Raw genomic sequence first — 13,077 nt, forward strand, 5'->3', positions numbered from 1 at the left:
TAGAACAGCGCGATTACGCGTCGTTGCTAGGAGTACGACGGCGTGGCGGCTGTGCTGCATCATCACGACGTGGGCCGCGTGGTGCTGCGCTACGATCGCTGCTACCGCGACGGTCATCACGACGAGGTGCACCATCACGTCCGCCGAAGTTACGACGCTCACCACCTTCACGACCACCACCGAAGTTGCGGCCACCGCGATCGCCTGCAGGGCGCTCACGACGTGGTTCGCGTGCCGGAGCATCACCCATCAGCTGCATGTTCAGCGGCTTGTTGAGGATACGGGTACGGGTGAAATGAGACAGCAGATCACCAGGCATACCTTTAGGCAGCTCGATAGTTGAGTGGGAAGCAAACAGCTTGATGTTACCAATGTAACGGCTGCTGATATCACCTTCGTTAGCGATAGCGCCAACGATATGACGAACTTCAACACCATCATCACGGCCAACTTCAATACGGTACAGTTCCATATCACCAGCTTCACGACGTTCACGACGTGGGGCTGCGCCTTCGCGGGCTTCACGTGGTTCACGTGGCTCACGGTCGCCACGACGAGCGAAACGATCACCGCCGCGTTCGTTGCGATCGTCACGGTCACGGAATTCGCGACGTGGACGACGTTCCATAACTGGATCTGGTGGCAGGATCAGTGGACGTTCGCCCTGTGCCATTTTCAGCAATGCTGCGGCCAGAGTTTCCATATCCAGCTCATCTTCCGGCTGCAGTTTAGTCAGCAGATCGCGGTATTTGTCCAGATCGCTGCTTTCCAGCTGCTGCTGAACTTTAGCGGCAAACTTAGCCAGACGACGTTGACCCAGCAATTCAGCATTCGGGATTTCAACTTCTGGAATAGTCAGCTTCATGATGCGTTCAATGTTGCGCAGCAGACGACGTTCGCGGTTCTCAACGAACAGCAATGCGCGACCAGCACGGCCAGCACGACCGGTACGGCCGATACGGTGAACGTAAGACTCTGAGTCCATCGGGATGTCATAGTTAACAACCAGACTGATACGGTCAACATCCAGACCACGTGCAGCAACGTCAGTTGCAATCAGGATATCCAAACGACCGTCTTTCAGACGCTCCAGAGTCTGCTCACGCAGAGCCTGATTCATATCGCCGTTCAATGCAGCGCTGCTGTAACCGCTACGTTCCAACGCTTCTGCAACTTCCAGAGTGGCATTTTTGGTACGTACGAAGATGATTGCAGCATCAAAATCTTCAGCTTCAAGGAAGCGAACCAGCGCTTCGTTTTTACGCATACCGAACACAGTCCAGTAGCTCTGGCTGATGTCTGGACGTGTAGTGATGCTTGACTGAATGCGTACTTCCTGTGGCTCTTTCATGAAGCGACGGGTAATACGACGAATAGCTTCTGGCATGGTTGCCGAGAACAGCGCCGTTTGGTGCTGTGCTGGGATCTGCGCCATGATGGTTTCAACGTCTTCGATGAAGCCCATACGCAGCATTTCATCAGCTTCATCCAGAACCAAACCGCTCAGGTTAGACAGGTTCAGGGTGCCACGTTTCAGGTGGTCAAGCAGACGACCAGGAGTACCCACAACAATTTGTGGTCCCTGACGCAGAGCGCGCAGCTGTACGTCGTAGCGTTGGCCACCGTACAGAGCAACAACGTTTACGCCGTTCATGTGTTTAGCGAAGTCAGCCATCGCTTCAGAAACCTGAACTGCCAGCTCACGAGTTGGAGCCAGAACCAGCACCTGTGGTGCTTTCAAGCTTGGATCAATATTGTGCAGCAGCGGTAAAGAGAACGCCGCTGTTTTACCGGAACCAGTCTGAGCCATACCCAGAACGTCACGGCCATTTAAAAGGTGAGGAATACATTCCGCCTGGATAGGAGACGGTTTTTCGTAGCCCAGATCTGTCAGGGCTTGGATAATTGGTGCAGCTAACCCTAGGTCAGCAAAAGAAGTTTCGAACTCAGCCATGTACACGTGCCTCATTGATGGCGGCCAGTCTACATAACTCGTCTAGAAAATGGACAATGATTTTCATTGAAAAGTGTGAACCGGCTCAAATTAGATTAAATAACGAACAAAAAGCCCTCACCTCAAGGAGGTGATAAAGCAATTAAAAAGTATAGGCGTAGTTGTTCGTCAGCTATTGCTGGTCCGATTCTGATAGGTCGTCTTGCTCTTGGCCCAAAAGCGCCAATTCCAACAGTGCATAGCGGTGCTCAACAAAGTTATGTACGTTGTTGGCAACCGTCAGTTTGAACAGCGCAGAGGCACTGCTCTTGTCCCCCAGACTCAGGTAATATTTACCTAAATAGAAGTCAGTTTCACTGAGATGCTCAGCGAGCGAAGTGTTATCCGTTGCATCTTCCTGTAAGCGTGTCATCAATGTTTTCTGATTGATGGTGCCCAGGTAGAATTCGACAATATTCCATCCCCATTGATTCCTGTTCGCCTTGTTATATCGCTGTTCCAGCGAGGCAGTGGCTTTCTTTGGATCGATTTCACGTTCCACAAGGTAAAGCCATAACGAACGGAATGGATCATTGGGATCGTCTTGATAAAACGCCTGCAGATCATCCTGCGCTAACGGGTATCGACCACCATAATACAGTGCGATGCCTCGGTTTAAACGCGCGTAGTTATAAGTTGGATCAAGCTCTAGTACAGAATCAAACGCTTCATAGGCGGCATCAAAATTGCCAGCCTGCGTTAAGTAAATCCCCAGATAGTTAAAAACTTCTGGCATATCAGGACGAATAGCCAGCGCTTGCGAAAAATCGTTACGCGCTAAAGCCCTCAGTCCGAGACTATCATACAGTACTCCGCGCTCATATAAAAGCTGTGCGCGTTCATCATCTGTCAATGCACGGCTGGCAAGGATTTGTTCCATGCGCGCCAGCATGACTTCCTGTTGCAGCGAAGGCTGTAACGGAATTGCTAGTACTTCGTCTTTACGCCAATCAAGGTTGCTGCATCCTGCCAGCAGAATTGCTGTCGCAACGTAACACCAGCGCAAGATAGGCTTCATTTCCCAACTCCCGAAGACCAACATCGGATTGATTTCCTATCATCCATATAAGCAAATACATCCTGTATTTGCGTAACAAACGGCTTCCCACCTATGTAGGAAGCCGTAATACTGAACGGCTTGTTATTCAGCAGCTGGAGCAGCAGCCTGTTCTGGCGCGCTTGCTTCTTTGATGCTCAGGCGGACGCGACCCTGACGGTCAACTTCCAATACCTTAACCGGAACATCTTGACCCATCTGCAGATAGTCAGTCACTTTCTCAACACGCTTGTCAGCGATCTGAGAAATATGAACCAGACCTTCTTTACCGCCACCGATAGCAACAAATGCACCGAAATCAACGATACGGGTTACTTTACCCTGATAGATGCGGCCAACTTCGATTTCAGCAGTAATTTCTTCGATGCGACGAATAGCATGTTTCGCTTTTTCGTTGTCGGTTGCTGCAATTTTAATCGTACCATCATCTTCGATTTCGATAGTTGTTCCAGTTTCGTCAGTCAGTGCACGAATCACAGAACCACCTTTACCGATGACATCTTTGATCTTCTCAGGATTGATCTTGATGGTATGGATACGTGGAGCGAATTCAGAAATATCGCCACGCGGCGCATTAATCGCCTGTTCCATTACACCCAGAATGTGCAGACGTGCACCTTTAGCCTGATTCAGAGCCACCTGCATGATTTCGCGGGTGATGCCTTCGATTTTAATATCCATCTGCAGTGCAGTGATACCTTCGCGGCTACCTGCAACTTTGAAGTCCATGTCGCCCAGATGATCTTCGTCACCCAGAATATCAGACAGAACAACGAAGTTTTCGTCTTCTTTAACCAGACCCATAGCGATACCAGCAACGGCCGCTTTGATCGGTACGCCTGCGTCCATCAGTGCCAGTGAAGCACCACAAACAGAGGCCATAGAAGAAGAACCGTTAGATTCGGTGATTTCTGAAACCACACGAACGGTGTACGGGAATTCGTCTTGCTTAGGCATTACTGCGAGCACGCCGCGCTTCGCCAAACGACCGTGACCAATTTCACGACGCTTAGGTGAGCCCATCATGCCAGTTTCCCCTACGGAGTACGGAGGGAAGTTATAGTGTAGCAGGAAGCGGTCAGTCTGCTCGCCGGTCAGGCCATCAATGTTCTGAGCATCACGTTCTGTACCCAGAGTTGCGGTAACCAGAGCCTGAGTTTCACCACGAGTGAACAGTGCAGAACCATGGGTGCGAGGCAGTACGCCAGTGCGAACGTCCAAACCACGGATCATGTCTTTTTCACGGCCATCGATACGTGGCTCGCCACGCAGCACACGGCTACGTACGACATTTTTCTCCAGTGAACCCAGAACATCAGCAATTTCGCCAGCGCTCAGAGATTCGTCTTCAGCCTGCAGAGCAGCGATAACGTCAGCTTTGATCTGATCAACCTGAGCGTAACGAGCCTGTTTTTCAGTGATGTGGTATGCATCGCCGATACGGGTTTCAGCCAGAGCAACAACGCGCGCGTGCAGCGCTTCGTTAACAGCTGGAGCAGCCCATTCCCAACGTGGCTTGCCAGCTTCAGCAACCAACGCCTTGATGTTTTCAATAACAACCTGCTGCTGATCGTGACCGAATACAACGGCACCCAGCATCTGGTCTTCGCTCAGCAGTTGAGCTTCAGATTCAACCATCAGCACTGCGCCTTCGGTACCTGCAACAACCAGATCCAGCTTGCTTTCTTGCAGCTCATCTGTTGTTGGGTTCAGCACATACTGGTCGTTGATGTAACCAACGCGGGCTGCACCGATTGGGCCATTGAATGGAATACCAGACAGGCTCAGGGCAGCAGAAGCACCGATCATCGCAACGATGTCTGGGCTAACCTGCGGGTTTACAGAAACAACGGTAGCAACTACCTGAACTTCGTTCAGGAAGCCTTCTGGGAACAGTGGGCGAACTGGGCGGTCAATCAGACGCGCAATCAGAGTTTCGCCTTCACCAGGACGGCCTTCACGACGGAAGAAACCACCCGGAAAACGACCAGCAGCGTAAGTACGCTCCTGATAGTTAACGGTCAGAGGGAAGAAGCTCTGGCCTTCTTTAGCTTTTTTAGCACCAACAACGGTAACGAATACCGCGGTATCATCCATGGTAACCATTACAGCAGCAGTGGCTTGGCGAGCCATCATGCCAGTTTCCAGCGTTACGGTATTCTGACCGTATTGGAATTTGCGAACGATAGGATTCAGCAAAGTATTTTCCTTATCTTTATAAGTTTAATGGCGCCATCAAAGCACCATCACGCTTTTGCCTTCGATCACTTTGTTGCATTCTCGCGACTAATGGAAATCACTGGTCATCCAGAGACTTGCATTAGCCGCGCGAACATCTGCAAAAAGGATCGTCACTCGGCATGCGTTATCAGCAACAGTCTAACCGACTCAAGTTTTAACGCTTATTTCTTTAACAGCAACGATTTTAACAACCGAATTTGAGTTAACTACAATACATTAACCTGATTCGCAATTGCTTCCTAGAAGAAAGGGGCCAATCTAGGCCCCTTTACTTCAGAAAATCGTTTGGACTAGCGACGCAGACCCAGACGTTCGATCAGGCTGGTGTAGCGAGCTACATCTTTACGCTTGAGGTAATCCAGCAGCTTACGACGCTGAGAAACCATACGCAGCAGACCACGACGGCTGTGGTGATCTTTTTTGTGTTCAGCGAAGTGACCTTGCAGGTGGTTGATCTGTGCAGTTAACAGAGCAACCTGAACTTCGGTGGAACCGCTGTCGTTAGCGTCACGACCGAAGTCAGCAACGATTTGAGCTTTAGCTTCAACACTTAGAGACATTATAGAACTCCAAATTCATAAAACGATTAAAAAGGCGGGCGCCGATCTCTAATTCAGCTGCCCAATACATAAGCCGCGCTATTCTACTCTGAGCGCAATAAGATCGCAACAAAGCACCTTATCGTCTTCAGAGCACCTTACTCTTCAGGAACGCGTTCTTCTACTACTAGGCGACGTGGTGCCAAGCGTCCTTGGTCATCCACTTCGCCAACGCCGATAAATCGACGTTTCTCACCCACATTGATGCGCACCATACCTTCAGCAGGCAAACCTTGCACCTGCACTGGCTGTCCTTGAAGAACATAGGCGGCAACCACATCGGTTAGATTAATTTCCGGCAAATGAGACGCAGCGGTATCCATCGGCAACAGCAGCGGATCGAGAACCGTTCTAGGTTCAATGCCAGCCTCTTCGGCAGCGGCGACCATTTGCTGCAATTGCTCCAGAGAAACCATGCGCTCCGACGGATAATTAGAAACCTGTACACGACGCAAATAGATGACGTGTGCACCACAACCTAAAACCTCACCCAAATCATCAATGATGGTTCGGATATAAGTACCTTTCGAGCAGTGGATTTCTAACTCTAACTCATCGCCTTCCCAGCGGATAAACTGCAACTCATACACCGTAATGTCGCGAGCTTCACGTGGGACATCAATGCCCTGACGCGCATACTCATACAGCGGCTTACCTTGGTGTTTAAGCGCAGAGTACATCGATGGAATTTGTTGGCTATCACCACGGAACTGCTCCAGCGCCGCATCCAGTTGTTCCTGAGTAAACTCCACAGGACGTTCCTGAACCACTTCGCCATCAGCATCCGAGGTATTCGTTCTTTGCCCTAAACGCGCAATCACGCGGTAGCGTTTATCGGCATCCAGCAAGAACTGAGAAAATTTGGTCGATTCGCCTAAACAAATAGGCAGCATACCGGTTGCTAAAGGATCTAGTGCACCGGTATGGCCTGCTTTATTGGCGTTATAGATGCGTTTTACTTTCTGCAAAACGTCATTTGAGGATAGACCTTGGTGTTTGTCTAATAACAGAACGCCGTTAATATCACGGCCGCGACGGCGAGGTCGTGACATTATTCCTCCTCAGCGTTACCTGAAGTATCACCTGACGCAGAGCGACGCTCTTCGTCATTTTTCACAACGCTAGTCACCAAGTTAGACATACGCATACCTTCAACTAAAGAGTTGTCGTATGCGAAAGTCAGCTCAGGTACAACACGCAGACGCATTGCTTTACCAATCAGCATGCGGATAAAGCCAGAGGCTTCATGCAGCGCTTTAAGGCCGACTCGAACAGCGTTTGGATCGCTATCATTCAAGAAAGTGACAAACACTTTGGCATAAGCCAAATCGCGGGATACTTCAACGCCAGATACCGTCACCATGCCGATGCGGGGATCTTTAACTTCACGTTGCAAAATGATCGCAATCTCTTTCTGCATCTCTTGAGATACACGCTGAGTACGGCTGAATTCTTTTGCCATTATGGATTCCTCCCAGACGAATCGGGGGGCATTAAGCCCCCCAAAGATATTATAAGCTGAGCGCTTACCTAATTACTCAATGGTACGCTTAACTTCGATGATTTCGAATACTTCGATCATATCGCCAGTGCGAACGTCGTTGTAGTTCTTAACACCGATACCACATTCCATACCGTTACGGACTTCGTTAACGTCATCTTTGAAGCGGCGCAGAGATTCCAGCTCGCCTTCATAGATAACCACGTTGTCACGCAGAACGCGGATTGGGTTGTGACGTTTAACGACGCCTTCAGTAACCATACAGCCTGCGATAGCACCAAACTTAGGTGATTTGAATACGTCACGAACTTCGGCCAAGCCGATGATTTCTTGACGATATTCAGGCGCTAACATACCGCTCATCGCCTGCTTAACTTCGTCAATCAGGTTATAGATGACGGAGTAGTAACGCAGATCCAGGCTTTCAGTTTCAATCACGCGGCGCGCAGAAGCGTCGGCACGAACGTTGAAGCCAAGGATGATAGCGTTAGATGCAGCGGCCAGAGTCGCGTCAGTTTCAGTGATGCCGCCCACGCCGGAGCCAACAATTTTCACTTTCACTTCATCGGTAGACAGACCTAACAATGCATCGGAAATCGCTTCGCAAGAACCCTGTACGTCAGATTTCAGTACGATGTTCAGTTCAGAAACTTCACCTTCGCTCATGTTCGCAAACATGTTTTCCAGTTTAGATTTCTGCTGACGAGCCAGTTTAACTTCGCGGAATTTACCCTGACGATACAGAGCAACTTCACGGGCTTTTTTCTCGTCACGAACAACGGTCGCTTCGTCACCGGCAGCAGGAACGCTGGACAGACCCAGAATTTCTACAGGGATAGAAGGACCCGCAGAGGTCACTTCGCGGCCCATTTCGTCGCGCATCGCACGCACACGGCCATACTCGAAGCCACACAGAACGATATCGCCTTTGTTCAGCGTACCTTCTTGAACCAGAACAGTTGCAACCGGACCGCGACCTTTATCCAGGAAGGATTCGATAACAACGCCGCTCGCCATACCGCTGCGAACTGCTTTCAATTCCAGAACTTCTGCCTGCAGCAGGATAGCATCCAGCAGATCATCAATACCGGTACCCGCTTTAGCCGATACTGGGATGAACTGAGACTCGCCGCCCCACTCTTCTGGCATTACGCCGTACTGGGACAGTTCGTTTTTAACGCGATCCATATCCGCTTCAGGCTTATCGATTTTGTTCACAGCAACAACAACCGGCACTTTTGCCGCTTTAGCATGCTGGATTGCTTCGATAGTCTGTGGCATTACGCCATCGTCGGCAGCAACAACCAGAACAACGATGTCTGTAGCCTGAGCACCACGAGCACGCATAGAAGTAAATGCGGCGTGACCTGGGGTATCCAGGAAGGTGATCATACCATTGTCGGTTTCTACGTGGTAAGCACCGATGTGCTGAGTAATACCACCTGCTTCGCCCGATGCCACTTTCGTGGAGCGGATGTAGTCCAGCAGGGAAGTTTTACCGTGGTCAACGTGGCCCATGATGGTTACAACTGGAGCACGTGGCTCAGCGGCTGCACCGGTATCACGGTCGCTCATTACTGCTTCTTCCAGCTCGTTTTCACGACGCAGGATAACTTTATGGCCCATTTCTTCAGCAACCATCTGAGCAGTTTCCTGATCGATGACCTGATTGATGGTAGCCATAGCGCCCATCTTCATCATTGCTTTGATGACTTGGGAGCCTTTAACAGCCATTTTGTTAGCCAGTTCTGCAACGGTAATGGTTTCGCCAATGATGACGTCACGGTTAACCGCTTGAGCAGGCTTGTTGAAGCCTTGCTGCAGAGTGCTTGGTTTACGTTTGCCTTTACCACCACGAGTCTGAGCACGCGCTTCTTCACGATCGGCTTTAGATTCAGACAGTTTATTGCCTTTCTTCTGCTTAGTCGCTTTGGTTGCGGTACGTGCACGAGCGCGACCAGCTTCAACCTGACGGTCATTTTCATCTTCTGCTTCACGAGCATGATGAGAAGTGGTTACGTGGTAGTCAGAAGTATCTTCTGCGGTCTCTGCTTCTGGCGCTTTGCCTTCGTTAGCTTCAGCCATTTTGCGAGCTTCTTCAGAAACACGCTTAGCGTCTTCTTCAAGCTTACGCAGTGCTTCTTCTTCAGCTTTGCGTTTCAGTACAGCAGCTTCGGCTTCACGGCGCGCTTTCTCAGCATGCGCAGCTTTGGTTTTTTCGTCGGTATTTTGATTCGTCACTTTTTCACTTTCCGCTGCGCCACGCTTAGCTTTATCAGCGGCCTCACGTTTGGCTTGCTCTTCCAGGTTACGTTTCGCCTGATCTTCAGCAATACGCTTCGCTTTTTCTTCTGCTTCACGTTTTGCTTTCTCTTCAGTCTCACGACGAGCCTGCTCTTCCGCTTCACGCTGTGCCTGTGCTTCTGCTTCAGCCTGTTCAGCTGCAGCATCGCCTTTTACATAAGTGCGCTTTTTGCGGACCTCAATTTGCACGGCTTTGCTTTTTCCGCCGGTGCTTGGAACATTCAATGTGCTGCGTGTTTTACGCTGCAGCGTCAGTTTACCTGATGCGCTGCCATGCTCACGATTTAAATGAGCTAATAATGTTTCTCTTTCCTGTGGGCTCACAGAATCATTTTCTGACTTCTTAATCCCTGCATCAGCTAACTGCTGTACCAGGCGATCAACGGAAGTCTGTATCTCTGCTGCCAGTGATTTTACGGTTACTTCTGTCATGCTGTTCCTTCCCGCTACAGTTCATTATTCACTATCGCCAAACCAGCAAATATTGCGCGCAGCCATAATCAGCTCGCCAGCCTTTTCACTATTCAGGCCTTCAATATCGGCTAGATCGTCGATGCCCTGCTCGGCAAGATCTTCCAGCGTACAAACCCCACGAGCGGCCATTTTAAAGGCGATACCACGGTCTAAACCTTCCAGACCCAACAGGTCGTCGGCTGGCTTTTGATCACCCAGGCTTTCTTCCTGAGCCAAAGCCAGAGTGGTTAACGCATTTTTTGCGCGCTCGCGCAAAGCGTCTACCGTATCTTCATCCAGACCGTCAATGGCCAACAGTTCCTGTTCAGGAACGTAAGCCAGTTCTTCCAGAGTAGAGAAGCCTTCTTCAACCAGCAGGGTTGCGAAGTCTTCATCAATATCGAGATATTTGGTGAATGTATCGATAGCTGCGTGAGCTTCGGCCTGATGTTTGGCCTGAAGATCATCAACGGTCATTACGTTCAGTTCCCAGCCGCTCAGTTGAGCTGCCAGACGAACGTTTTGGCCATTACGCCCAATTGCCTGAGCCAGATTGCTTGCTTCAACCGCGATGTCCATTGTGTGTTTATCTTCATCCACAACAATAGAAGCCACGTCGGCTGGCGCCATAGCATTGATAACGAACTGTGCTGGATTGTCATCCCACAATACGATGTCGATACGTTCGCCACCCAGTTCGCTAGAAACGGCCTGAACACGCGCACCGCGCATACCCACACACGCCCCTACCGGGTCAATACGTTTATCGTTGGTTTTCACCGCAATTTTCGCACGAGAACCCGGATCGCGGGCTGCGGCTTTAATTTCGATGACTTCTTCGCCGATTTCCGGCACTTCAATGCGGAACAGCTCGATCAGCATTTCTGGACGTGAACGGCTCACAAACAGCTGAGCGCCACGTGCTTCTGGACGCACGTCATACAGCACACCGCGGATACGGTCGCCTGGACGGAAGTTTTCACGCGGAAGCATGTCTTCACGGCCAATAACGGCTTCGGCATTGCTGCCCAGATCTAATGAGATGTTGTCGCGATTTACTTTTTTAACCACGCCGGTGACGATCTCACCTTGGTGCTGACGGAATGCATCAACCACCATCGCGCGTTCAGCTTCACGTACTTTTTGTACGATAACCTGTTTTGCGGTTTGAGTCGTAATACGGTCGAAGGTTACAGATTCAATCTGGTCTTCTACATACTCACCCAGCTGTAGTGCTGGATCTTCAAACTGAGCCGCATCAAGAGTAATTTCGCGGGTTGGTTGAGTAACTTCATCAACGATAACCCAGCGACGGAAAGTATCGAAATCGCCAGTTTTGCGATCGATGCAAACACGAACGTCGATTTCTTGTTCGTATTTTTTCTTGGTGGCAGTCGCCAGTGCAGTTTCCAGTGCTTCAAAAATTTTTTCGCGAGGAAGCGATTTTTCGTTGGAAACTGCCTCAACAACAGCCAGAATTTCTTTGTTCATCCTAGTGGCCTCATCCAAACTTTAAAAGTGGGGTACCAGGTTCGCTTTCTGGATGTTGCTCAGCGCGAACACTTCGTCTTTTCCATCTACAGTAACCGTGATCATCTCGCCTTCGACAGCTTTAATAATACCCTGCCATTTGCGACGATTCTGCACCGCCATACGCAATACCAAAGAAACTTCTTCGCCCATAAAACGGACGTAGTGTTCAGCGGTAAACATCGGACGATCAAGGCCAGGAGACGAAACTTCCAGGTTATATGCAACCGTAATTGGATCTTCGACGTCAAGAACGGCACTGACCTGGTGGCTGACATCAGCACAATCATCAACATTGATCCCTTCGTCACTATCAATATAGATGCGTAGCGTTGAATGGTGACTGCGGATAAACTCAATACCAACCAATTCGAAGCCTAATGCCTCAACCGGCGCCGAAATCATCTCTGTCAATTTTTGCTCTAATGTGGACAAGCCCACCCCCAAGACATAAAAAAAGGGCTAAATAGCCCAGTGATTCTGTTGTCAGATAACAAAAAACCCCGAAAAATCGGGGCTTTATGCAACTGGACCCTATATACTGCCGAACGAATTCAGTGCCGCTTTCTGACAATATTTTTTTCAAAACACCCGTTTGAGTCGTTGGCTGAACGTAAACAGTATATTTGAAAAAAGATACTTTAGGAAAGTGGTTGCGGGGGCCGGATTTGAACCGACGACCTTCGGGTTATGAGCCCGACGAGCTACCAGGCTGCTCCACCCCGCGTCCGAATCGTGGCGAATACTACTCTAATAACGTTGAAAAAACAAGTTATCAAGGATTGGTACCGAGGACGGGACTTGAACCCGTAAGCCCTATTGGGCACTACCACCTCAAGGTAGCGTGTCTACCAATTCCACCACCTCGGCATTACGAAAGTGATAAGCCGTATTCAAAACTTATCACCTTTTACTTCAGTCTCTAAAAGGTAGCTTTTAAAAACTTTACTGCTAAATTCAGTACTTCTTGGTTACTGCTGGCTTCAAGCTAGTGCGATTAGTGAGGAATATCGCTACTTGGGGTTACCGGAGCTGCTGGTGCAGCAGGTTGCTCAGTTTTCACTGGCGCACCCAGATTTTCCCACTCACTGCCTTTCTTGCCTTGCTGACCGCTCAGGTTACCCAGAACCAGACTCAGTACGAAGAACAACGTCGCGAGGACAGCTGTTGTACGGGTCATGAAGTTACCAGAGCCGTTGGAACCGAACAAAGTTGCAGATGCGCCAGCGCCGAATGAAGCGCCCATATCAGCACCTTTACCTTGCTGCAGCATAACCATGGCAACTAAGCCAATTGATACCAGCAGGAAAATTACTAAAAGAGCTTCATACATAGTCGTACCTGTTTCCTTGCGGGATTTCCGCAGCCAAAAGCTTCAACCATTAAAGCAGACGAAAAT

The 13,077-nt window shown here is 49.8% G+C and carries 11 protein-coding genes and 2 tRNA genes; all 13 read right to left on the reverse strand.

All coding sequences use genetic code 11. The annotated features are described in order from the left end of the window. Nucleotides 1-13: 13 nt before the first annotated feature. Nucleotides 14-1,954: a DEAD/DEAH family ATP-dependent RNA helicase gene (locus BN1044_RS04865; protein WP_072307788.1), complete on the reverse strand. Its 1,941-nt coding sequence runs from the start codon at nt 1,952-1,954 to the stop codon at nt 14-16. Further along, entirely contained in the window at nt 1,947-2,021 is a 75-nt protein-coding gene (yrbN, locus tag BN1044_RS24175; RefSeq protein WP_102961607.1) for a protein YrbN, read from the reverse strand. The genes BN1044_RS04865 and yrbN overlap by 8 nt, the downstream gene beginning before the upstream one ends. Before the next feature lie 105 nt (nt 2,022-2,126). Further along, entirely contained in the window at nt 2,127-3,011 is an 885-nt protein-coding gene (nlpI, locus tag BN1044_RS04870) for a lipoprotein NlpI (protein ID WP_025798864.1), read from the reverse strand. Nucleotides 3,012-3,134: 123 nt separating this feature from the next. After that, nucleotides 3,135-5,249: a polyribonucleotide nucleotidyltransferase gene (gene pnp / locus BN1044_RS04875; protein ID WP_072307789.1), complete on the reverse strand. Its 2,115-nt coding sequence runs from the start codon at nt 5,247-5,249 to the stop codon at nt 3,135-3,137. 332 nt (nt 5,250-5,581) lie between these two features. Beyond that, nucleotides 5,582-5,851: a 30S ribosomal protein S15 gene (gene rpsO, locus BN1044_RS04880; protein ID WP_004093717.1), complete on the reverse strand. Its 270-nt coding sequence runs from the start codon at nt 5,849-5,851 to the stop codon at nt 5,582-5,584. A 137-nt stretch (nt 5,852-5,988) separates the two neighbouring features. Further along, a complete protein-coding gene (truB, locus tag BN1044_RS04885) occupies nt 5,989-6,942 on the reverse strand; it encodes a tRNA pseudouridine(55) synthase TruB (protein ID WP_072307790.1) in 954 nt (317 codons plus the stop codon). Then, the gene (gene rbfA / locus BN1044_RS04890; protein WP_072307791.1) at nt 6,942-7,352 is read right to left on the reverse strand and encodes a 30S ribosome-binding factor RbfA; all 411 of its coding nucleotides are present in this window, start codon (nt 7,350-7,352) and stop codon (nt 6,942-6,944) included. Before rbfA ends, truB begins: the two co-directional genes overlap by 1 nt. Before the next feature lie 72 nt (nt 7,353-7,424). Then, nucleotides 7,425-10,127 (reverse strand): translation initiation factor IF-2, encoded by a 2,703-nt coding sequence (gene infB / locus BN1044_RS04895; protein WP_040046295.1) that lies wholly within the window; start codon nt 10,125-10,127, stop codon nt 7,425-7,427. A 24-nt stretch (nt 10,128-10,151) separates the two neighbouring features. Then, entirely contained in the window at nt 10,152-11,639 is a 1,488-nt protein-coding gene (nusA, locus tag BN1044_RS04900) for a transcription termination factor NusA (protein ID WP_025798853.1), read from the reverse strand. A 21-nt stretch (nt 11,640-11,660) separates the two neighbouring features. Continuing rightward, complete coding sequence (rimP, locus tag BN1044_RS04905) at nt 11,661-12,113, reverse strand: ribosome maturation factor RimP (protein ID WP_025798851.1); 453 nt, start codon at nt 12,111-12,113, stop codon at nt 11,661-11,663. A 215-nt stretch (nt 12,114-12,328) separates the two neighbouring features. Next, nucleotides 12,329-12,405 (reverse strand) — tRNA-Met (locus BN1044_RS04910). Between the two features lie 56 nt (nt 12,406-12,461). Continuing rightward, nucleotides 12,462-12,548 (reverse strand) — tRNA-Leu (locus BN1044_RS04915). A 127-nt stretch (nt 12,549-12,675) separates the two neighbouring features. After that, on the reverse strand, nt 12,676-13,011 hold the full coding sequence (gene secG / locus BN1044_RS04920) for a preprotein translocase subunit SecG (protein WP_025798849.1): 336 nt from the start codon (nt 13,009-13,011) through the stop codon (nt 12,676-12,678). Between the last annotated feature and the right edge of the window lie 66 nt (nt 13,012-13,077).

Source organism: Hafnia alvei, from assembly GCF_900095695.1.
Lineage (GTDB): Bacteria > Pseudomonadota > Gammaproteobacteria > Enterobacterales > Enterobacteriaceae > Hafnia > Hafnia alvei_B.